We start from the raw sequence: 21,131 nt of genomic DNA, 5'->3' as shown, positions 1-21,131 counted from the left end.
TGAGCGATCAAAAAAAAGAAAATGATCGAGCAAGAGAAAAGGCGAAAAAAGCATTAAGCAAATAATATTCTACAATATGATAAGTAGATAAAACGAAAGAAAATGAGGTGGCGATGGCACACCTCATTTTCTTTCAGTTACGAAACGTTTTACCTTTTTTCTTTTTTCGAGTGTACTTATTTAACAGCTCACAACAAATCCATAAAAGTTCTTGAGTTATCGTTACATTTATTTTTCCAGCTTCCTCCGATAAATTAAATTTTTCTCTGTTGGATACATTTAAGTGTAACGATAAGATCCAATCACTGCCATCCTGTAACGTTCGTTTCCAAGAAATAAAGTCTTTCATAATTAGTGGGTCATGTTGTGTTTTATTTAATGATTGAATATATTTATTATCTGATTGATTGAAAGGAATGAATTTGTCCATTTCAGCTTTATTTATGCCATATGCATCGATAAATGTTAATCCTGTTTTTTCTACACGATATAATGAATAATTTGATCCGAAATTAATATTATCTAATGTGAATTGATCGTTCACTAATAAATTTAATTTTGATTTTAGTTCGTAAAGGAATTCCATTAACATTTCATACTTTTCTTTAAACAAATCGGCGGAGCTTTCCGTATCTTTTAATACTTGTAACAATTCTTGAATCGCTTCATCTTTTTCTTTTATGACCTCCTCACATCGTTGAAGCTCCTCCTCATATTCAGCAATTTGCTGCTTTACGTGTTGTTCGTTGTCGGTATCGCTTTCTAACCTTTTCTCCACTTCTTCTCGAATTGTATAAATATAATCTTTTTCCTTTGCTAATGAAATGAGTGACCGATATTCTTTTTTTCTTCGTTTTTCATACACGCCTAAATGGAATAAATCGCTGTCAATTGTACTCATCGCGTTTAATGTGATCATTCTTAAGATACTTACTAATAGGATGATGAGGATGAATGATAATAAAAGTTTTGAACTGAATGGCAAGTGGAGTATTCTTTGGAATGCATTTGTTGTTTCTGACAAAATCCAACTTGGAATCAAGACGATAAATATTCCTAAAATTCCTCGAAATCTGAGAAGACCTTTCAGCTTCCGGATCATCAAAATCATCGCATTTTTCATAATGAGCTTTTCGGAAACCTTTTCATACCGTTTCGATTCTTCATAGAGAACGTTTAATAGCTCATTAAGCTCGTTTGACAGATTTTTGAGTAAACGTTTTGGATTGGATTTCATTGTCTCTCTCCACTCCGAAAGTTGTTTTATACTATTATATCGACAGAACCTAACATATATGAGAATAAATGTTCTTAATTTTCCATTAATTATCAAAAGTTTTTAAAAAAAGGTTCGCTTAAGTGTGATTCATAGATATGATTGCTTCAGTAGGTGGTATATTATGTTAAAATTAAATAGTATGTATAACCGTGATCGAATATACGAGGAGTATATCGGAATATAAATTGGAGACGAAACCATTTCGAAAGGAGAGTATACCATGAAGGTGATTGAAACGGAGAGGTTGACTTTAAGAAAAATGACACTTGGTGATGAGGAACATTTAATGGAAATTTTTTCGGATCCCGTTGCCATGCAGTACTATCGTTCAACAAAAACGAACGATGAGGCAAGAAAATGGATTCACTGGAATCTAGACAACTATGAGAAGTCTGGTGTTGGTCTTTGGATATGTGAGTTAAAGGATGACGGTACGTTTGTCGGTCAGTGTGGAATCGTCCCACAAACGGTTGACGGACAAAATGAAATGGAGATCGGTTATTTATTTGCTCGAAAATATTGGGGGAAAGGTTATGCAACGGAGGCGGCTAACGCGTCAAAGGAGTATGGACAGAATGAATTGAACCAGTCACGGCTAATCTCGATGATATACATAGAAAACAAGCCATCAATTCGGGTCGCAAAACGAATTGGCATGGCCTTTGAAAAAGAAACGTTAATTTACGGGAGACCGACGTTTATCTATTCGGTTATAAAATAAATGGAGGAAATAGATGATTGAAGCAGTTTTTATCGACAGAGATGGAACAATAGGAGGGAACGACAAAATCGAATACCCTGGAGATTTTTCGCTTTATTCTTATTCCTTACGTTCAATTCAAAAATTGAAGCGCGAGAACATTAATATTATTTCTTTTACGAATCAGCCAGGGATCGCAAACGGAAAAGCTAAAAAAGAGCAGTTTGAAAATGAATTGTATTCATTTGGGTTTGATCATGTCTATTTATGCCCACATCGGCAAGGTGACGACTGTCATTGCCGCAAGCCCAATATTGGAATGCTAGAGCAAGCAGCAAGAGAAAAAGGTATTAACTTAAGCAACTGTGTTGTTATTGGTGATCGTTGGACGGATATGGTTGCAGCACATCGAGCTGGTTGCATCGCAATCTTAGTTAAAACGGGAGCGGGAAAAGAGGCATTGCGGAAATATTATAATCATGAGTATGACAGCTTGTGGAATGAGGCAGAGCCTAATTTCATTGCAGATAATTTGGAGAAAGCAGTGGAATGGTTATTATTGAAACAGCTATAAATGAGGCGGTTCATCTGAAGGCGATAAACGAACCTGTTTATTTGATTATTAAGTGAAAACCTATAGAGTTTAATACGTTCATTTTTGTCAAAATCGTGCTATTCATTTTTTCAAGAAGTTAATAACCTTTAGAGTTGATTACATCGCCATAATGAGGGTATAATAAAAACAAGAAGTCATAAAATGAAAATGACCGCTAGTGCTCCAACACTAACGGTCTGTAATAGTTCAGTTCCCTTCAAAGGGGATTGGCGTTAGGAATGAGATAAGACACCCCGTTTAGCCGTTAACTCATATTCGGGGGCTTATCTTTTTTGATGAAAAGACAGAATAGCAACAATCAAAATCCCAAATGAGATCATTAATGTCAGCGATTCCGAAACCGTCATCATAGGCATCACCTCCTTTCAAGGAGATGAGCCAACCCCCTATGAGCTTTCTAAACTACTACGTAACCCATTATAACAAAGATCCTCTCATAAATAGAGCCTGTTCTAAAAGGTAAGAAAAAAGACCTGCAAAGTGTCATTTTTGATCCCTGTACCATGAATATATTGTCATAACGTCTTCGATATTTATCTCCAGACTAGCGCTTGTATATTATATGCGATCAGACGCTAAATAATTTTTGTCCTCTTTTTATTATTATTCTCCCGAATTTAAGTATGTTGTAAGAAAATCATATGGGAGCTGGAAGCGTTCATTGTTAATATTCAATTGCTTTAGTTCGTCCTCTGGTTCGATTGCTTCCTTTAGATCATTTATTTCTCTGTGGATGTTCTCCATCTTTTTATCGAGAGCTGCTGCAGATGTAGCTGCTTCTTTTAATTCATTACTTAATCGATCAGGAATAGCCCCTTGATATTTATAATGAATTTTATGTTCTAAGCTCGCCCAAAAGTCCATGGCGATCGTCCTGATTTGTACTTCTACATAGACGAGATCTTCTCTATCTGACATAAAAATTGGGATTTGTAAAATTAAGTGCAGACTTTGGTAACCATTCGGTTTTGGATTTTCAATATAATCTTTACATTCAATCACATTAATATCTTTTTGTTGTTGAATCATCTCGCTTAATTCATAAATATCTGAAATAAATGAACAAGTAATTCGAACAGCAGCGATGTCACGAATATTCTCTTTTATAGATGGCAACGAAAGTTCATAGCCTTTCCTATGAACCTTTTTAACAATGCTTTCTGGTGATTTTACTCGCGATTTCACATGTTCAATTGGATTGTAGTCGTGAACATAGTGGAATTCTTGTTTTAAAATATCAATTTTTGTTGTCATTTCATCTAATGCAAATTTATAGGACATCATAAACCGAGTTAGTTCGGTTTTCAATGCCTTCAATTTTTTTAAATCAATCGATGTAGTAGGGTGTACCATGTAAATCTCCCTTTCAATAATCGTTATTTTTAGTTAGCGATACTAACGTCTTCCTCTGAAAATCATAATGAACTTAATTAATTGTAAAAGAGCGATTAATGTACTGGCTACATAAGTAAGTGCTGCAGCATTTAATACGTTGCCAACTCCTTTTTCTTCATTACTCGATATTAATCCCATCTCGATTAATTTGTCCTTCGCTCTGCTTGATGCATTGAACTCGACTGGGAGTGTGACAACTTGAAATAACACAGCACCAGCAAAAAATGCAATTCCTAGTCCAACTAAGTTCATGATGTTTAAAAGAAAACCGCCTATTAAGAGCATAGGTGCTAGCTGTGAACCAAGGTTTGCGAGAGGAAATAAACGGTGACGCAATACGAGCATCGGATATTTTGTATGATGTTGGATCGCATGACCAACCTCGTGAGCGGCAACGGACAATGCTGCAATGGAGTTGCCGTGATAAACAGGTTCTGACAGTCTAACTGTTTTAGAGCTTGGGTCGTAATGATCAGATAACGCACCATTTTTTGAAAGCTCAATGCGAACGTTATGAAGTCCTTCTTGATTTAGGATGTTCCGTGCAACCGCAGCCCCGTTCATCCCAGAGGATGCTCTTACGTTAGACCATCTCTCAAAGTTCGTTTTCACTTTCGATTGAGCCCACATCGCAAGCACAAATGCAATAATGATTAAAAAATCCATCGGATGAAAAAACATACGTTTCAATCTCCTTTTTATATCGTTCAAAATTTTCATATCGTTTCGACTGACCGTTCGTTCAATGTTATATTAACCGATTGATCATTGTCAGGTCAACATTATTAATGCAGATATATAGTGTTAATTGGCTTTTTTCCTATTTAACATAATTGTTTTGACCGGTCAGTCAAATATTGATATATTTAATCATGAAAAGTAGTTAGGTTTACTAATCAGTTCACAACTATGTAATTTAGCATAACGTGCGGAAAAAGGAGCGGAAAAGATGTTAACGAAAGATAAATTGATTATGGAAGCAGCGATAAAGTTGTTTTCAACGAAAGGTTATGATGCGACATCTATCAATGACATTGTCAGTGAATGTGGAATATCAAAAGGATCCTTTTATTCTTATTTTAAGTCAAAGAATACATTGCTTTTTGAAACGCTTTCCTATTGTTTCAACAACCTTCAAAAGAGGGTCGAATCAGTTGAAAAGCAAGATTTAGATCCGAGAACAAAATTTATTCAACAGTTAACTTGTTTTTTTGAAGGAGTAGTAGAGTATAAAGAATTTCTCATAATGCACGAGCAAACGATTCCATTAGGTGAATCTGTGAAAAAAGTGATTCTGCAAAAGCGGAATAAGATGAGAACTTATTATCGTGAAGGTCTTCTTTCCTTGTACGGTGATAAAATTACTGATTACTTATGGGATTTATCGATTATGATGGAAGGCATGTTTTATTCGTATATACGACTGTTTCTCATTGATGAAAAGAAATTAGAAATCGATCAGTTATCAACGTATATTATGAACAGAATGGACGATATTGTGGAAGGTCTTCAAAGAAGCGAGGAAAAGCCAATATTGTCTGAAAAGAAAGTAGGGCAGATTCATCATTTATTAGGTGAGTCTATTACGGACAAGCAAGCAGAATTGAACGAAGTTCTATATATTGTGAGAGAAGAGCTAAACAACCTTAGTGATAATGACGAATACATTGTTTCACTCGATGTTCTTGAAGAGGAATTATTACGAGAAAAAACGAGAAAACCTGTTTTGCAAGGGATGTTATCGAATTTAGAAGATGCTCCACAAATTGCTCAACATATTGAAAAATTGAAAGGGTTATTAATATAACAACAAATTATAGAGCCTTTAAAGTATGTTCATCTTATGTTCATTTTTGTGTGTTATTTTGTCATTGTTGATTAACCCAATATGAGACAGCTGAATGTTCAGTTGTTTAGAAGGGGATGGTATAAATGGCTTTAGAGTTATTGAATAAAAAAAATTCGATCGAACAAATTGTGAATAAATTGCAAAAGTTAGGGGTAAAAGCAGAAACTTGTAAAAGAACGAGTCAACTAAAAAGGGGGGAGAAGAGTGAGTGATGGAATGAAAGTGCTCATAGTAGAGGATGACCCAAATATTTGTGACTTACTACAATTGTACCTTGAAAAAGAAGGCTACAACGTCATCCAATCTTTTGATGGCGAAGAAGGACTAGCTAAATATTATGAGGAAAATCCTGATTTTGTCATTCTTGATATTATGCTGCCAAAAGTTGACGGGTGGGAAGTGTGTCAAGAAATACGGGATGACCGAGATATTCCCCTTTTAATGCTGACGGGCAAAGGAGAAAGCTATGATAAAGTAAAAGGTTTAGAGCTCGGAGCGGATGACTATGTCGTAAAGCCTTTTGATCCGAAAGAAATAATCGCGAGAATGAAGGCGATTTTAAGAAGGACAAACCCACACCTGAATTCACATGAGAATATCGATTTCCCGCAATTATTAATAAACATGAAAGAGTTTAAAGTATTCCGAAAGTCTAAAGATATTAATTTACCACCTAAAGAGTTAGAACTCCTCTATTTTTTAGCGTCACAGCCTAACCAAGTATTTACACGCCAACAGCTTCTGGAGAAAATATGGGGATTTGATTATGAGGGAGATGTTCGGACAATCGATGTGCACATTAAAAGAATTAGGGAAAAGCTTGGAGATGAGCTTCCCTATTGGTCATTAAAAACGATTCGAGGTGTTGGATACAAATTTGAGGTGAATCTTGGTGTTTAAACGAAGGGGTATGTTTGTAAAGTTATTCTTCACCTACTTAATTATTTTGTTTTTATCATTTATTTTTATCGGATTAGCTGTAAATACATTTGTTCAAAATGAAATTATTAACCGGTATCATAATACATTTGATCATCAGAAAGAGCAGATGGTTTCCTTTTTTGAATTAGCAGACTTGGAAGTGTGGGATGAGGATGTAATCGAATCGTCTCTCGAGTTAAGTATGAATCAGGAAGATCGGATGATTTTTTTATTTGATTCGAATGGAAAGATTCGTTACAACAAGAACCTGTACGAACAGTTTGATATGGAAATGGATATGGATGAACTCGTTTTAAACAATGATTATACAGCTGAACGTGTTCACGATAATAATAACTTTGTCTACTTAATTTCTTCTCCAATAGAAGTTTTATCAGAAGCTCATACAATGGTGATGATCTTTCATGAATTTGACAGGGAATCAAAGCAAGTTCAATCGATTCTTACGATGACCCTTTTGATTGGGATCGTGATCGCTGGATTGATCATATTTTTAACTTCTAGAAAAATGACTTCTCCACTTAGAGAAATGAATGATAGTGCCTTACAATTTGCAAAAGGAAACTTCTCGCACCGAGTAAAAATTAAAACGAAGGATGAAATTGGTCAGCTAGGAGAGACCTTTAATTATATGGCAAAAGAGCTTGGAAGTATTGATCAAATGAGAAAAGACTTTGTTGCAAATGTTTCCCATGATTTACGTTCACCATTAACCTCAATTAAAGGGTTTTTAGGTGCATTAATGGACGGAACGATACCTAGTGATCAGCAATATAAATATTTCTCGATAATGAAAAACGAAACAGAACGCTTGATGAAACTCGTTAATGATTTATTAGATATGGCTAGGTTAGAAGCAGGTCAAACGAAAATAAATCCTGTTTCGTATAATTTAACAGAGCAATTACGCCTAACGATTGCCAGGATGGAGCCTACGATTACACAGCAGCAAATAGAAATCGAACTAATGGCGGAAGAAGATGTGTTTGTCGTAGCCGATCCGAATCGTATTGATCAAGTATTAGTGAACCTCCTTCAAAATGCCGTTCAGTTTTCCAATAAGAAAAGTAAAGTTGACGTCAAGATCGATAAAGGGGTGGAAGAGGTAACCGTTCACATACGTGATTATGGTGTAGGCATGTGTGAAGAAGATTTGAATCACATATGGGAAAGGTTTTATAAAAAAGAAAAAGCTCGGTCCAATAAAGGCGGTACAGGTATTGGACTTTCAATTGTAAAACAAATTATCGACCTCCATGAAACGTCTATATCTGTTCATAGTGAATTAAATAAAGGTACGACAGTCACATTCACTTTACCAATTGATCATGAAAAGAAAGAATAATTAAAATTGATTTTTATAGCAATCTCCTTATAAATAAACAGAATCGATTGTAGACTTCTAATCATTTTAGAAGTCTACCTCTTTGTTCATCTTGTGTTCATATTCACATGTTAAGTTAGTTAAGAAATTAAATTATTAATGATCTTAACAGCAAGGCGGGGTGTTTATGGAAAAGGAAGTCATAATAAAGGAGCTAGAAGATGTCATATTAGATATTAATTTGTTTTTACGGCATGAATTTGGAAATGAGTTTACTAATGAATTTAAAAAGAAATTTATTAGTCTATCTACAAATCAGCAAATGGTATTATTTTTAGTTGACCAAAAAGGTCTAAATCATGTGAAGGATATCTCTCAATATTTAAATATATCTACTAGTGCAGTCAGTCAAATCGTAGCGAAGCTCGAAAGTATGGACATCCTGTATCGAACGGTAGATAAGAATAACCGTCGAAGTACATTAATTGAACTTGGGCCAAAAGGTAGAGAGTTACTAAGTGAAATGAATAAAATTAAATCAACGATTTTCCATACGTTCTTATCAAAAATGGAAAAAGAAGATTTGCTCATTTTTAAACATAGTTTTGAAAAATTTCTTCGAATTATTGCAGAAAATCAGGAGGATAAGAAATAATGAAAGTTACTAATTTTTCAATAAAAAGACCAGTGTTTACAATTGTAACGATGGTTTTATTCTTACTATTAGGGGTGATCTCGTTAACGAATATCCCGTTGAAGCTTATGCCGGATATTGACCCGCCAATTGGGGCGGTCGTGACGAGTTATCAAAATGCCGGTCCGGAAGAGGTGCTTGACAATGTATCCCAGCCAATGGAGAGCAGCTTATCAACGATCGAAGGGTTAAATAATATTAGCTCGATTTCGATGGAAGGTGCTTCTATGACTATTCTGGAGTTCTCTTGGGATACATCGATCGATGATGTAGAGAATGATATTATTAGCAGTATGAACCAAGCACAATTACCAGATGGTGCTGGATCACCATCTTTTTTAAAGTTCGACCCTTCCCAAATGCCAATAATTCAAATGTCACTTTCATCTACTGATGACGATAATTTGAGTGAATTAGCAGAAGATTTATCAATGGAACTTTCAAAACTTGAAGGTGTAGCGTCCATTGATATTACTGGTGAAACAGTTGACGAGATTGTCGTTCAGTTAGACCAAGAAGAATTGGAAGAGCATGGACTTGATCAAACAGACGTTGTTTCGACGATTCAAGCTCATAATGTGACTTCACCAGGTGGTATGGTAGAGAGTGGCGATTTAGAATATACGACACGTGTTTTATTTGAATTAAATAGTATTGAAGATATTGATAGTATCGTTTTAACTGTCGATCCGGAAACTGGAGATGAAATTACGGTTTCCGATGTAGCATCTGTTGAACTGTTGGCAGAAAACACAGAAGCGATTACGCGGACAAATCAAGAAGATGCTATCATGATGAGTGTGCAGCAGCAATCAGATGCGAACTTAGCTCAAGTGTCAACGGTGTTTAATGACCGTTTTAATGAGCTATTAGATGACGATAAATATAGTGACTTAGATATTGCAATGCTTTTTGACCAAGGTGAATATGTTGAAGAGGCGATTTCGAGTGTATCTGTAGCCTTAGTTGTCGGTGGGATTTTTGCGATCCTTGTATTATTCGGGTTTTTAAGAAACGTGAAAACACCACTAATTATCGGTATTGCAATTCCTTTTTCCGTCATTGTTACCTTTGTGCTAATTTACTTTACGAATCTTTCATTAAATATCATGACACTGGGTGGTTTAGCATTAGGTATCGGGATGTTAGTCGATAACTCGATTGTCGTGATTGAGAACATATATAGACATCTTTCGATGAGAAAGGAACCGAAGCAAGCAGCCTTTGATGGAACGAAAGAAGTTGGCGGAGCGATTACCGCATCTACGTTAACGACGATTTCTGTTTTCTTACCAGTCGTGTTTATTTCCGGTATTGTCGGCGATATCTTTATGGAATTTGCGCTAAGTGTATCTTTTAGTTTATTAGCATCACTAGCCGTTGCATTAACTGTCGTTCCGATGATTGCAAGCCGTATTCTAAAAACACCGAAAGAAAATATTGAAGAAAAGCGTCAGCAAAGTAAATTTATTCAAGTTGTAAATAGTACAATTAAATGGTCATTGAAGCACCGTTTTGGTGTATTATTCATCACTTTCTTGTTATTAGTTGGAGGTGCAGTCGGCGTTTCACAAGTGGGGGTTGAGTTTATCCCAGATACGGATGAAGGCTTCTTCCAAATTGATGTTGAAACAGAACGCGGAACACCACTTGAGGATACTCTAGCTGAAGTGGAAAGTATTGAAGAAGTCCTCGATGACGAAAGCGACATTTTATATTATATGAGTACGGTCGGTTCAAGTGGTGCTGAAGGTGCAATTTTTGGCGGATCTGGTTCTCATGAAGCCTCAATTTTTATTACGATGGTTCCGTTAAATGAGCGAAACATTTCAACACTTGATTTTGGTGATTCCATTCGCCGTGATGTCGAACGTGCAGCTCCAGATGCAGAAGTAACGGTCCAGCAACAAGCGATGATGGGCGGTGCACCAAATACGATTACTTTTAACGTAACTGACACCGATCCGACAAGACTTGAGGAAGTTGTTTTTGACATTACAGATGAATTTGAAGACATGAGTGAATTCAATGAAGTGACAAACGATTTAACGGAGACAGTAACAGAAATACAGTTTATTGTTGACGATGAAGCAGCAAGGGAAAATGGTTTTGCTCCTGCACAAATTGCCCAAATGGTTAATGAAAAAATGAACGGAGCACTAGCAACACAAATTGTAACGGAACAAAATGACATTTATGAAGTTCATGTCCGTTATGATGAAGAGTTTACAAATCATATAGATGATGTGGAGGAATTGTTGCTCCGCAATCAAAATGGGGAATACGTTGAACTTAATGAAGTTGTAGAAGTCGTTGAAGGAGAAGGTCCTGTAACGATCAATCGTATTAACCAAGAATCTGCTGTCCAATTTACACTCCAATATGGTAATGAGTATAACTTAGGGGAAATGTCTCAGCTCGTGCAAACGACAATTGATGATTTAGATCTCCCAAGTGAAACATCAGTCACCTATACTGGAGATCAAGAATTAATGGAAGATGCGATGAGTGATTTAACGCTAGCACTATTGCTTGCACTCGTCTTTATATATTTAGTACTAGCTGCACAATTTGAGTCATTTAAATATCCATTTGTGATTATGTTCAGTGTTCCATTAGTCGTTATTGGGGTTGCGTTAGGATTAACATTCACGTTAACACCATTAAGTGTGATGGCGTTTATTGGATTAATTGTCTTAGCCGGTATTGTTGTTAATAATGCGATCGTATTAGTTGATTACATTAACAAATTGAAAGAATCAGGCATGCGCAGTTATGACGCTATTGTCGAAGGTGTTAAGCACCGTGCGCGACCAATCTTAATGACTTCATTAACAACAATTTTAGGGTTAGTTCCATTAGCACTAGGAATGGGAGAAGGTTCAGAAATTCAACAACCGATGGCGATTACAGTAATCGGCGGGCTCATTAGTTCAACTTTCTTAACACTAGTCTTTATACCGGTTATCTACAGTTTCTTCGATCGTGAAACGAGAAACTTAAATCGTAAATATGTCACACCGGATGGAGAGCTCATTCCAGCGTATTTAATTGATGAAAAGTATTCAAAGGAAGAAGATGCAAACCGAAGAGCTCTACCTGAGAACGATGAAGAGCAATATCTTGATGAAGGAACGGATCGTTACGACACGTACCACGAGATATCTGAGCAAGATTACAGTGAAAAATCTGATGTCATTGAATATGACGATCAAGAAGATCACATTGAGTATGAATACGAAGAACAATCTCCTGATCAAGTAGATGAAGATAACAACAAGGTCTCTAGAGATGAATTGTTAGATTTATTAGAGGACGTATTAAATAAAGACAGGAATAACCGGAAAAAGGATAAATAAGGATTTTTAGTTAGAGAAGCCACCTCATCTTGTCACATGTTGTGACAGGAGAGGTGGTTTTTGTTGAAAAATAAGAAAGGATATAATTTTTCTCTTGGATAATTGTCTAGCTCCAGCGCCGACTCGCTCGAGGTCGCTTGCGCTTTTCTTGTTCAGTGCCTTTGCAAATGGAGGTTGGTGACTTTGTTTGAGTAAGTGTCCAAATAACCGAATTGTGTAAAAATTACTATAAAATTGAAGCTCTTTATTGTCGAATAGAATTCTGAATCATTAGAAAATATAGGTAAATATGATATAATCCGGATATGGTAAACTGTCCGTTTTTACGCGGATATTAATAAATTACATGAATAGAGGAGAAGTTCACGTGATTCATAAAATGCGCCTATTTGACGAACCTTTTCAAGCAATGAAGTCTGGCAAAAAAACAGTTGAAGTGCGATTAAATGATGAAAAGAGAAGAAATGTAGAGGTTGGTGATCAGATTCAATTTAGTAAGCTTCCTGAAGGAGATGAATCTTTAAATGTGGAGATTATAGCTTTAGACCGATATGGAACGTTTAGAGAGATGTATGAAGCAATACCTGCTGGAAAATTCGCTGCTGAAGAGCGAACGATCGATGAAATGGTCATGCGCACGTATGACATTTATTCGAAAGAACAAGAACAGATGTGGGGAACATTAGCAATTTCAGTAAAGCTGCTCAAGTAAATATGAAGTGGGGTAAAGTGATGGATCGATTGGAACGCATTCGTCTTGAAGAAAAGACTTATCACGATGTGTGCTATACAGAGCATGAATTGTTTAAAAAAGGAACTTGGCTTCATAAACCAGTAAAAACCGTGGTCGATTTGCTGCCTCGTTTTACCGGAAAAAAAGAAGTCAAAGTTCTTGATTTAGGCTGTGGTGTTGGAAGAAACAGTATTCCGATCGCGCAAGCGTTAAGAAACTCGTCAAGTCATGTTGTTTGTGTCGATTTTTTAGATTCTGCAATTACGAACTTAAAAAAATATAGCGAACAGTTTGGTGTCGAACAGGTTATTCAAGCTGAGAAGAGCGATATTGCAACATTTGAGATTAGCAATCAAGAATACGATTTTATTGTAGCCGTATCCTCGCTTGAACATTTAGCATCAGAACATCAACTAGACGAAGTTCTTCAGCAAATGTCTCATGGGACTAAATCTCATGGCATAAATTGCATTATTGTGAACTCAGAGGTCGAGGAAATCAATGTTGAGACAAATGAACATATGGAACCGATGATGGAATTGAATTTTTCGACACCTACCATGATGGAGAAGTTAAATCAAGTATATCAAGATCAAGAGTGGAAAGTGCTGACGTCTCTAGTAAAACCACTGAAATTTCAGATCACAAGAAATGGAACCACTATTTTGTTAAAAACAAATGCGATTACATATGTTGTGAAAAAGAATTAAAGGTCTTATTTATGTGACAGAAATAAATTCGTGTTCATGCTAACGGACTTTTGTATTGCAATATGTAATCTAAATGTATTGTTATAAGTGAGTTGATCGTATTTGGACATACAAGCCTATTTAAATAAAATTGTTCATGTTTTTAGAGAAAGGTTAGACGAAAACTTAGTCGGTGTGTATTTACATGGATCATTAGCGATGGGCTGTTTTAATCCTGATAAAAGTGATGTCGACCTTCTAGTTATCATAAAAAATAAAATACCATATGAAAAGAAGAAATGTATTGTGAACGAATTCCTAAATGTAACTCGGGGCAGGAAAAATCAGTTAGAGATGAGTATCATTTTGGAGGACTATTTACACCATTTTGTCCACCCGACCCCGTTTGAACTTCATTACTTTCATTCTCAATATTTGACTGACAAAAATTATGTTTGCGGTGGAGATGGTTTTGATGACCCTGATTTAGCAGGCCATATCGTTGTTACATATGAACGTGGCATGACTTTGTATGGAGAAGAAATAAAGAAAATATTTAAACCGATTGAGCAAAAATATTATATTGATTCAATCGTAAATGATATAAAAGATGCGCCGGCCAAGATTGGAGACAATCCTGTATATTTCACCTTGAATTTATGCAGGGTTTTGTATTATTTAAAAGAAGGAGCTGTCTCGTCAAAGGCTGAAGCGGGAGAATGGGCTGTTGCTAATCTTCCTGGACAATATAGGAAGCTTGTAAACCATTTTTTATATGTATACAAAGGACAAAAAATTGATTCAATCAGTTTTAATAATAATGAGTTGACTGAATTTGCAAACTCGATGATCGATGAGATCTCAAAGCAGGTTACGAGGTGAAATATAATAGAAAGGAACTACGGTTTCTAGATTTGCTATGGAGGAGTTGGTAATCAAGGAGGGGGGAGTGAAAATGAAAAAAGAATACTTAAGTTTTATCGCAATTGTTGTTGTTATAGGAGCTGTATTTTTCTTTTTTAGAGAACCTGAAAATCAAGAAGTGAAGGAAGATAATGATATAGAATATAAAGAAAAGATTGAACAGCTTGAAAAAGAGAATCTTGAATTACAAATAGAGTTGTCGAGATTAGAAATCGAAAAAGACCGAGAAGTCATGGAAGTGAAGCATTCTAATGAACATTCTAGAACTGAAACGTATATAGAAATCTTTCAAAACGAACTCATTTTTGATGTATTTTTCAACCAAGAATCTGAAGATGTTCAATTTAAAGGTCATCACGATGATGATCTACTCCTGCTCTATGAAACGGACTCGATTACTTTGCTTATGATTAAACCTGAAGGAAATGGACCTGTTTTAATACTTCCACTAAGTGAGTCAACATTAAGGAATGAGGTGAACATCGCGCCGCCTAGAACGAGTGATAATGGTTTTATTATCGGTGGTGCTATCACTGATGATGAGATTGAAGTAATGATGCTATTGATTGATTCCCAAGAGTACGAAGGGGAAATTATGAACATCGGTAAAGATGAACGAATTTGGTATAAAACATTAAGCGAAGTCCCAATTCAGGAAGAAATAGTTATTGAAGCTGCAAATAGTAGTGATGAGATCATATGGACAGGTATTTTTATTACTGATTGGAACGCTCATTAAAATAAAAGTTACATGAGGTGATCGAAGTGGACATTATTTATTACGGAATATTAATGATTGTTTTTATCGTTGTCGTTATCTTTGCAATTAGAAAATCTTCATCGAATTTAGAAAAAAATGAACAAATAGTTGAGGAGGCGGCTAAATTAAGAATAGAACAATTAAGGCTGCAACAAGAAATGTTAAATGAAATAAAAGAGATGAATAGGAAGCTTGATTCTTTGAAAAACAATTAATGGTTTCACTTTTGTATAAAGATGATATGATCCTACAAACAAAACGCGACGATGAGAAGAGTAGGTAAAATGAAGCTTTACTCCGGAAGCTGAAACAGTGTAAATAATATTTAATAGAAGCAAGCCTCTGAACAGTACATTGGAACTTGTTTAGGAATGAAGTGAATTTAATAACTCTAACATCGAAGATGGTATCACACGCTCGCAGACTATATTTGAAATTTGGTAATCATAGTCCGTGGTTTCTAACATTTAAGCGAATATATTCAGCTTTTTCAACCTAACCCTTCTTTGTGATCATCTCATTTTTGCAGCTTACAAAAAGCATTTTATTGTGAGGCTTATTTAGTAAGCTTAAAAACAGTAATACAGAAGAGTATCGTTGGATATGACAGGAATCTACGAGACTCCTGCGGGAAAAGCAAGAGCTTTCTCTTGTGCGACGAGTAACCGCAGGAGCAGAAGATCCCGCAGGACGATTTGCCCGAGGAAGCTGAAGCCCTTGCCCGCGGAAAGCGAGTAGATGTATGGCATATCAACACGGTTATCACGGATTCAGGTAACACACATATTTACAGGATTTTGTAAAAGTATGGCGAATGAAAAAGAGTACGATATTTTCACAATCTCTTGAAAGAAGGAATGGAAATTGCGGCAAATCATTGCATTAGGTGGCGGCGGTTTTTCGATGGAACCAAATAATTTATTACTAGATAATTATATGCTGCAACAATCACCAAAAGAGAATCCAAAAGTATGTTTTCTTCCAACTGCAAGTGGAGATTCAGAAAACTATATTTCAAGGTTTTATTCCTCATTTAAGCACTTTGAATGTGAACCTTCACATCTATCATTATTTAAACCATCGACACGAGACATAGAGGATTTTGTTCTCGAAAAAGATATTATTTATGTTGGAGGAGGAAATACGAAAAATTTACTAGCCTTATGGAAGGACTGGCAGTTAGACAACATATTAAATAAAGCTTGGGAACAAGGGACGATCTTAGCAGGCTTAAGTGCAGGGTCGATATGCTGGTTTGAACAAGGATTGACGGATTCTTTTGGTGATCATCTCAAACCTATTCATTGTCTCGGTTATATAAAAGGAAGCAATTGTCCGCATTATGATAGCGAAAAAGAGCGAAGACCGTCATATCATAAACTTATCCAAATGAAGAAGATTGGAGCAGGTGTTGCAGCTGATGACGGCGTTGCTCTACATTATGTTGATCAACGAATTCGAAAGGTTGTAAGCTCGCGTCCGAATGCGAAAGCATACTATGTTTCAGTTAATAGTGAAGGAGTCGTAACCGAGGAACTCGTTCAACCCGATTATTTAGGAAATTTCCCCTAAATAGGATAGAAATAGTATAGTAGGTCGAGTTGTTTTGAAAGGTAGATTCTATAAGTTATTCGTAGGAGGAAGCCATGTTAAATGTTGTTGAACTTAATCATTCAGATCAAGAACTAGTTACTGCAGCAGAAACAGTAATTAAGAAAAATTATAAGTATGGAAAGCATCACATTGGTGCTGCTGTACGAACGAATTCAGGCAGCATTTATGCTGCGGTACATGTTGAAGCCAATGTCGGTCGCATGACTGTCTGTGCTGAAGCGATGGCAATTGGTAAAGCGATCTCTGAAGGAGAACATGATTTTCATACGATCGTTGCAGTAGCACACCCGCATCCTCATGAAAAAGAAGAACATTGCTGGGTTGTAGCTCCATGTGGAATGTGTCGTGAATTAATAAGTGATTATAGTCAGAATGCGAAGGTGATTCTTCCGTATCGTAGTGAAGTCGTGAAATGTGCTGTAATGGAATTACTTCCAGAAAAATATAAAAGTGAACAAATATGACACAGAGGTGATCGTTTTGAGCGAGAGAATGGTCAATGTCGGTGGTACGGAAATTTGGACGAAACGGATCGGAGAGGGTCAGCCAGTTTTGTTTATTAACGGAGGGCCAGGCTGCTGTCATTATTTGGATCCTTTAATGGAGATGGTCAGTGATTTTTGTGAGGCCATTACATTCGAGCCAAGAGGGTGCGGACGTTCTTCAATTGGAAGAGAAAACTATCATATGAAAAATGCCATTGAAGAAATTGAAATCATTAGGAAAGCATATGGTTTTAATGAATGGAATGTTATCGGCCATTCATGGGGAGCAGACTTGGCATTAGCTTATACGATTCAGTGTCCAAAGTCAGTCTCTCGCTTTATATCCATATCTGGAACGGGCATTCAAAATGACCGAGATTGGAAAGAAAGTTATAAAAAAAATAAAGCCGAAAAGGGTGAAGAAACACCTGAATTTTTTTCTGAAGTAAATAAAGTCGTTCATCGTTCGTTACTAGACTCGTGGAGAAAATGGATTAAACGTTCGACATTACTTAAAGAAATTTCAACGATTGATGTACCTGCTCTATTTATTTTTGGAGAAGACGATATTCGTCCTTCTTGGCCGGTAGAACAATTATCGGAGCTTATGAAACATGCTAGCTTTGTAAAAATTGACGGAGCTGAGCATTATATTTGGATGAAAAAGCAAGATGAGTTGAACGGACTAGTAAGAACGTTTATTAAAAACATTGAAAACTAAAAGGGGGGCTAATGATGCTTCATAAAGCGAGGCGTTTAATAGAAGAAAACAAAAATGAAGAAGCCAAACAGCTGTTGCTAGATTTAACCAAAGAATATCCAAATGATAAACAAGTACATTTTCATTGTGCAGAAGTACATGACGGATTAGGGCTAGAGCGAGAAGCGATCACTCATTATGAAAAAGCACTTGCTTTAGGAATTTTAGGAGAAGAACGAGAGCGTGCTTTTATCCAATTAGGCAGCAGTCTTAGATGTATAGGTCAATACGATGAAGCGATGAATATTTTGAAAGCTGGGTTAAAAGAGTTTCCAGAAAATCGTGCATTACACGTGTTTCTTGCGATGACTTTCTATAATGTGAATGATCATAAGCTAGCAGTAGAAACATTACTTAGTGAATTAATTGAAACGTCGTCTGATCAATGGATAAATAAATATAGTAGAGCTTTAACATTTTATTCGGAAAACTTAGATAAAACTTGGTGATAGATGGGAATGAAATTATATTGTAACGCACGATAGGACAATCACATCATACAAAGAATATATAACTGGCAAGAGCTTATCGAAAAATGATATTCCAGCAGAAACGGGAATGTACATCTTGCAAGTATGAATGTATTTACAAGTTAACAAGCTTTAAGGGGGAAGATCTTTGGATAACTATTACAAAATTACGTCTGGTGTTCTCGTAATGAATGAGAAACGTGAAATTTTGTTAAAAGAAGATCCAGTTAGAGGCTGGGAGCTTCCTGGAGGAGTAGTAGAACCTTATGAATCAATGAAGGATGCCGCAATACGAGAAGTAGAAGAGGAAATGGGAATTCATATTGAAATCCTCAAGTTTTGCGGGATATCCGATGAGGTTGATAATCATATAGAGCATATGTGGTGGTTGGGGAAGCCGGTATATGGAAGTTTGAAGACGAATCGTGAAAGCTTGAATGTAGGCTTTTTTCAAACAGAAAAAGCATTAAAATTAATAAAAATGAACAATTTCAAATAGAACTTAAAAAAATTTTAGATCATCACGAACACCCATTTTACCTTCAGTTTTAATGAAACGAAAAATTCTGAAATATTGAGGGGACTATCGTTTATGGATACAAAAGGTTTTATTTATGCTGCAAATATGACGAATGAACTCGCAACAGAAATCCCTGACGAAAAATGGGATCTCCGTTTATCAACAGAATTAGGAACACTAAGAAAATTATTTTCTCATATCATTCGTGTTAGAGATGTTTATGCAGAAGGGTTAAGGGAAGGAGAAATCCACTTTCCGGGTAAACTGCTCAGCACATCCGAAAAAGAGGCTATGAAATCATAATCATAACGAATCAATACTTAATTAACGAAAGGTTTATTAATCGGAGTCAATGTGAGGAGCTAACGACAAAAATGATTGATATGTTACGCGTTCATGATATAAATGTTTTGGATATCTTTTACTGTCCTCATGCAAGGGGTGAGGGGTGTGATTGCATGAAGCCGAATGACGGTATGATTAAGCAAGCTGTTAAAAAATATCCAGACATTGACCTTGAACAATCTTTTGTGATGGGTGATTCTAATGTCGACTTAGAATTAGCCTTAAATATGGATATGAAGGGATTTGGAATTGGTGTAGGTTCTACTATGGACCATCATCATATTTATAAGATTAATAGATAAGTCAATTAGTTGACTTCATATAGTAGTTTATCGCTCTTTTAAACCTTTCATCTAAAAATATCGAATGAAAATATTAATAGAGGTGATTTTCTTGGGGCAATCGCTAAAAGAGCGAAGAGGTTATAAAAAATTTAGAGCAATGGTTTTGTTTCAAATAAGTGAAATGGCAAAGCATCTCTTTGATGAAACACATTTAAAAGATGAACTAGTCCGGTCGGATGAAAAAATAGCAAAGAATAATCAAGGTCAAATGAAAACGGCATTTAAAGTGACAGAGAGAGAGGCATTGATTCGTGAAATTAAACGTTATCGCTAAACACATTTCGAAAGAATATATACAAAATCAAAAAGTAGATGCAGTCATTCTTACTGGTTCTGTTTCTCGAAATTGGGAAGATGAGTATTCAGATATAGAACTATTCCTATTGTGGAAAGAAAGCCCTACAGATGAGGAGCGTATGAAAGTGATTTATCAAGTAAATGGACGCCTCATTGATTTTTATCCTTATGAAGAAGAAGAATGGTCTGAATCGTATGTTTCACAAGGAATTAAATTGGAAATGAGTCACTTTTTAACAAAAACGATAGAAAAAGTCGTTCATGATGTAACTCATCATTTTCATACCGACTTGGATAAACAATGTTTAGTTGCTGCGATTCGAAATGGGGTATTGCTGGAAGAACGCTCGACACAAAAGGCAATACAGACCATGGTGCGTGGTTATCCAGATCGATTAACAGATGCAATGATAAAGGAATATAGCGACCTAGGAACTAGGTGGGGGAACCGTGAAGCTTTGTTAGAAAGGGAAGATTGGCTGTTACTTTATAAAGTAATCGTGTCTGTTCAAGAGCATTTGATGGCGATCCTCTTTAGCTTAAATAAAATGTACGTGCATCACCCTGGTTTTAAGTGGCAAAAGCATTCTCTATTAGAGATGAAGATAAAACCTCGCGATGCATATAATCGATTTGAGTCAATATTATTGAATCACCCAAAAAGGGGTTTAAGAGAGTTAGAAGTGATCGTACAAGAAGTATTTGAGTTGGTCAGAAAAGTACGCCCGTCATTAGATGTGAGCGAAGCTATCGAAAGGTCCTTATTGTTAAGACCTAAAGGACAGTAAAAAGGTCGGTTAAGATTACTTAGATTTCAAGGGATATAGGCTGTAAAAAAGAACTGCGGTAAAGTAGTTCTTTTTCATATTATTTTTGCCTGGGTGATTGCTGATCCACGATAAAAATCAATTGTAACGAGTCTTTTTTTATTAGGCTTACGTTTTTTACGTAGATTCAGAAAATAGCGAAACTTTTAAAATAAAACTACTTTGAGTACCTCCTGTGCTAAGATACGATTGTTAACTAGTTAGT

26 protein-coding genes are annotated in these 21,131 nt (G+C 35.9%); 22 read left to right on the top strand and 4 right to left on the bottom strand.

What is annotated here, in order from left to right; translation table 11 throughout:
- Positions 1 to 133 precede the first annotated feature (133 nt).
- The gene (locus CD001_RS21215; RefSeq protein ID WP_096189621.1) at positions 134 to 1,237 is read right to left on the bottom strand and encodes a hypothetical protein; all 1,104 of its coding nucleotides are present in this window, start codon (positions 1,235 to 1,237) and stop codon (positions 134 to 136) included.
- Positions 1,238 to 1,499: 262 nt separating this feature from the next.
- On the opposite strand from CD001_RS21215, the gene CD001_RS21210 reads away from it, so the two are divergent.
- Together CD001_RS21210 and CD001_RS21205 are read left to right on the top strand one after the other, a co-directional pair.
- Complete coding sequence (locus CD001_RS21210) at positions 1,500 to 2,000, top strand: GNAT family N-acetyltransferase (protein ID WP_096189620.1); 501 nt, start codon at positions 1,500 to 1,502, stop codon at positions 1,998 to 2,000.
- Positions 2,001 to 2,013: 13 nt separating this feature from the next.
- Entirely contained in the window at positions 2,014 to 2,553 is a 540-nt protein-coding gene (locus tag CD001_RS21205) for an HAD-IIIA family hydrolase (RefSeq protein ID WP_096189619.1), read from the top strand.
- A 305-nt stretch (positions 2,554 to 2,858) separates the two neighbouring features.
- Here CD001_RS21205 and CD001_RS27405 read toward each other — a convergent pair whose 3' ends face one another.
- The 3 genes from CD001_RS27405 to CD001_RS21195 all read right to left on the bottom strand — a co-directional run bounded on the left by CD001_RS27405 (position 2,859) and on the right by CD001_RS21195 (position 4,671).
- Positions 2,859 to 2,942: a putative holin-like toxin gene (locus CD001_RS27405; protein WP_407081151.1), complete on the bottom strand. Its 84-nt coding sequence runs from the start codon at positions 2,940 to 2,942 to the stop codon at positions 2,859 to 2,861.
- Between the two features lie 256 nt (positions 2,943 to 3,198).
- The gene (locus CD001_RS21200) at positions 3,199 to 3,948 is read right to left on the bottom strand and encodes a GTP pyrophosphokinase (protein WP_096189618.1); all 750 of its coding nucleotides are present in this window, start codon (positions 3,946 to 3,948) and stop codon (positions 3,199 to 3,201) included.
- A gap of 42 nt (positions 3,949 to 3,990) precedes the next feature.
- A complete protein-coding gene (locus CD001_RS21195; protein ID WP_096189617.1) occupies positions 3,991 to 4,671 on the bottom strand; it encodes a zinc metallopeptidase in 681 nt (226 codons plus the stop codon).
- Positions 4,672 to 4,939: 268 nt separating this feature from the next.
- Here CD001_RS21195 and CD001_RS21190 point away from each other — a divergent pair, with 268 nt between their 5' ends.
- The 20 genes from CD001_RS21190 (at position 4,940) to CD001_RS21100 (ending at position 20,887) form a co-directional block, all read left to right on the top strand.
- A complete protein-coding gene (locus tag CD001_RS21190; RefSeq protein ID WP_096189616.1) occupies positions 4,940 to 5,797 on the top strand; it encodes a TetR/AcrR family transcriptional regulator in 858 nt (285 codons plus the stop codon).
- A 125-nt stretch (positions 5,798 to 5,922) separates the two neighbouring features.
- Positions 5,923 to 6,051, top strand: a complete 129-nt coding sequence (locus CD001_RS27050) for a hypothetical protein (RefSeq protein ID WP_257009890.1) — start codon at positions 5,923 to 5,925, stop codon at positions 6,049 to 6,051.
- The gene (locus CD001_RS21185) at positions 6,044 to 6,739 is read left to right on the top strand and encodes a response regulator transcription factor (protein ID WP_179298849.1); all 696 of its coding nucleotides are present in this window, start codon (positions 6,044 to 6,046) and stop codon (positions 6,737 to 6,739) included. Before CD001_RS27050 ends, CD001_RS21185 begins: the two co-directional genes overlap by 8 nt.
- Before the next feature lie 10 nt (positions 6,740 to 6,749).
- Positions 6,750 to 8,126 (top strand): sensor histidine kinase, encoded by a 1,377-nt coding sequence (locus CD001_RS21180; RefSeq protein ID WP_218839263.1) that lies wholly within the window; start codon positions 6,750 to 6,752, stop codon positions 8,124 to 8,126.
- 166 nt (positions 8,127 to 8,292) lie between these two features.
- Entirely contained in the window at positions 8,293 to 8,760 is a 468-nt protein-coding gene (locus CD001_RS21175; RefSeq protein WP_096189614.1) for a MarR family winged helix-turn-helix transcriptional regulator, read from the top strand.
- Positions 8,760 to 12,158: an efflux RND transporter permease subunit gene (locus CD001_RS21170; protein ID WP_096189613.1), complete on the top strand. Its 3,399-nt coding sequence runs from the start codon at positions 8,760 to 8,762 to the stop codon at positions 12,156 to 12,158. Before CD001_RS21175 ends, CD001_RS21170 begins: the two co-directional genes overlap by 1 nt.
- 367 nt (positions 12,159 to 12,525) lie before the next feature.
- Positions 12,526 to 12,870, top strand: a complete 345-nt coding sequence (locus CD001_RS21165; protein ID WP_096189612.1) for an ASCH domain-containing protein — start codon at positions 12,526 to 12,528, stop codon at positions 12,868 to 12,870.
- Between the two features lie 20 nt (positions 12,871 to 12,890).
- On the top strand, positions 12,891 to 13,601 hold the full coding sequence (locus CD001_RS21160) for a class I SAM-dependent methyltransferase (RefSeq protein WP_096189611.1): 711 nt from the start codon (positions 12,891 to 12,893) through the stop codon (positions 13,599 to 13,601).
- Between the two features lie 102 nt (positions 13,602 to 13,703).
- Positions 13,704 to 14,462, top strand: coding sequence for an aminoglycoside adenylyltransferase domain-containing protein (locus CD001_RS21155; RefSeq protein ID WP_096189610.1), 759 nt, complete (start codon positions 13,704 to 13,706; stop codon positions 14,460 to 14,462).
- A 73-nt stretch (positions 14,463 to 14,535) separates the two neighbouring features.
- Positions 14,536 to 15,243: a hypothetical protein gene (locus CD001_RS21150; protein WP_096189609.1), complete on the top strand. Its 708-nt coding sequence runs from the start codon at positions 14,536 to 14,538 to the stop codon at positions 15,241 to 15,243.
- A 26-nt stretch (positions 15,244 to 15,269) separates the two neighbouring features.
- Positions 15,270 to 15,479 carry a hypothetical protein gene (locus tag CD001_RS21145; protein WP_096189608.1) on the top strand — a complete coding sequence of 70 codons (210 nt, stop codon included), beginning with the start codon at positions 15,270 to 15,272 and terminating at the stop codon, positions 15,477 to 15,479.
- A gap of 649 nt (positions 15,480 to 16,128) precedes the next feature.
- Complete coding sequence (locus CD001_RS21140; RefSeq protein WP_096189607.1) at positions 16,129 to 16,836, top strand: Type 1 glutamine amidotransferase-like domain-containing protein; 708 nt, start codon at positions 16,129 to 16,131, stop codon at positions 16,834 to 16,836.
- 74 nt (positions 16,837 to 16,910) lie between these two features.
- Complete coding sequence (locus CD001_RS21135; protein WP_096189606.1) at positions 16,911 to 17,342, top strand: cytidine deaminase; 432 nt, start codon at positions 16,911 to 16,913, stop codon at positions 17,340 to 17,342.
- Positions 17,343 to 17,358: 16 nt separating this feature from the next.
- Positions 17,359 to 18,084 (top strand): alpha/beta fold hydrolase, encoded by a 726-nt coding sequence (locus CD001_RS21130; RefSeq protein ID WP_257009889.1) that lies wholly within the window; start codon positions 17,359 to 17,361, stop codon positions 18,082 to 18,084.
- A gap of 11 nt (positions 18,085 to 18,095) precedes the next feature.
- On the top strand, positions 18,096 to 18,572 hold the full coding sequence (locus tag CD001_RS21125; protein WP_257009888.1) for a tetratricopeptide repeat protein: 477 nt from the start codon (positions 18,096 to 18,098) through the stop codon (positions 18,570 to 18,572).
- Between the two features lie 169 nt (positions 18,573 to 18,741).
- The gene (locus CD001_RS21120; protein ID WP_257009887.1) at positions 18,742 to 19,092 is read left to right on the top strand and encodes an NUDIX hydrolase; all 351 of its coding nucleotides are present in this window, start codon (positions 18,742 to 18,744) and stop codon (positions 19,090 to 19,092) included.
- 93 nt (positions 19,093 to 19,185) lie between these two features.
- Complete coding sequence (locus CD001_RS21115) at positions 19,186 to 19,416, top strand: hypothetical protein (protein ID WP_179298848.1); 231 nt, start codon at positions 19,186 to 19,188, stop codon at positions 19,414 to 19,416.
- Positions 19,389 to 19,760 (top strand): HAD-IIIA family hydrolase, encoded by a 372-nt coding sequence (locus CD001_RS21110; RefSeq protein WP_096189604.1) that lies wholly within the window; start codon positions 19,389 to 19,391, stop codon positions 19,758 to 19,760. The genes CD001_RS21115 and CD001_RS21110 overlap by 28 nt, the downstream gene beginning before the upstream one ends.
- A 91-nt stretch (positions 19,761 to 19,851) precedes the next feature.
- Complete coding sequence (locus CD001_RS21105; RefSeq protein WP_096189603.1) at positions 19,852 to 20,076, top strand: hypothetical protein; 225 nt, start codon at positions 19,852 to 19,854, stop codon at positions 20,074 to 20,076.
- Entirely contained in the window at positions 20,054 to 20,887 is an 834-nt protein-coding gene (locus CD001_RS21100; RefSeq protein WP_096189602.1) for a DUF4037 domain-containing protein, read from the top strand. Before CD001_RS21105 ends, CD001_RS21100 begins: the two co-directional genes overlap by 23 nt.
- The last annotated feature ends 244 nt before the right edge of the window (positions 20,888 to 21,131 follow it).

The sequence above is a fragment of the Evansella halocellulosilytica genome, from assembly GCF_002335745.1.
Classification (GTDB): domain Bacteria; phylum Bacillota; class Bacilli; order Bacillales; family Salisediminibacteriaceae; genus Bacillus_CA; species Bacillus_CA halocellulosilytica.
The sequence above is the reverse complement of the archived record's forward strand: the minus strand, read 5'-3'. Positions and strand labels throughout refer to the sequence as shown.

Excerpts from the sequence above, each read along its gene's own strand:
- CD001_RS21215 (WP_096189621.1), bottom strand. The coding sequence starts at position 1,237 with ATGAAATCCAATCCAAAACGTTTACTCAAAAATCTGTCAAACGAGCTT.
- CD001_RS21210 (WP_096189620.1), top strand. The coding sequence starts at position 1,500 with ATGAAGGTGATTGAAACGGAGAGGTTGACTTTAAGAAAAATGACACTT.
- CD001_RS21205 (WP_096189619.1), top strand. The coding sequence starts at position 2,014 with ATGATTGAAGCAGTTTTTATCGACAGAGATGGAACAATAGGAGGGAAC.
- CD001_RS27405 (WP_407081151.1), bottom strand. The coding sequence starts at position 2,942 with ATGACGGTTTCGGAATCGCTGACATTAATGATCTCATTTGGGATTTTG.
- CD001_RS21200 (WP_096189618.1), bottom strand. The coding sequence starts at position 3,948 with ATGGTACACCCTACTACATCGATTGATTTAAAAAAATTGAAGGCATTG.
- CD001_RS21195 (WP_096189617.1), bottom strand. The coding sequence starts at position 4,671 with ATGTTTTTTCATCCGATGGATTTTTTAATCATTATTGCATTTGTGCTT.
- CD001_RS21190 (WP_096189616.1), top strand. The coding sequence starts at position 4,940 with ATGTTAACGAAAGATAAATTGATTATGGAAGCAGCGATAAAGTTGTTT.
- CD001_RS27050 (WP_257009890.1), top strand. The coding sequence starts at position 5,923 with ATGGCTTTAGAGTTATTGAATAAAAAAAATTCGATCGAACAAATTGTG.
- CD001_RS21180 (WP_218839263.1), top strand. The coding sequence starts at position 6,750 with ATGTTTGTAAAGTTATTCTTCACCTACTTAATTATTTTGTTTTTATCA.
- CD001_RS21175 (WP_096189614.1), top strand. The coding sequence starts at position 8,293 with ATGGAAAAGGAAGTCATAATAAAGGAGCTAGAAGATGTCATATTAGAT.
- CD001_RS21170 (WP_096189613.1), top strand. The coding sequence starts at position 8,760 with ATGAAAGTTACTAATTTTTCAATAAAAAGACCAGTGTTTACAATTGTA.
- CD001_RS21160 (WP_096189611.1), top strand. The coding sequence starts at position 12,891 with ATGGATCGATTGGAACGCATTCGTCTTGAAGAAAAGACTTATCACGAT.
- CD001_RS21150 (WP_096189609.1), top strand. The coding sequence starts at position 14,536 with ATGAAAAAAGAATACTTAAGTTTTATCGCAATTGTTGTTGTTATAGGA.
- CD001_RS21135 (WP_096189606.1), top strand. The coding sequence starts at position 16,911 with ATGTTAAATGTTGTTGAACTTAATCATTCAGATCAAGAACTAGTTACT.
- CD001_RS21125 (WP_257009888.1), top strand. The coding sequence starts at position 18,096 with ATGATGCTTCATAAAGCGAGGCGTTTAATAGAAGAAAACAAAAATGAA.
- CD001_RS21115 (WP_179298848.1), top strand. The coding sequence starts at position 19,186 with ATGGATACAAAAGGTTTTATTTATGCTGCAAATATGACGAATGAACTC.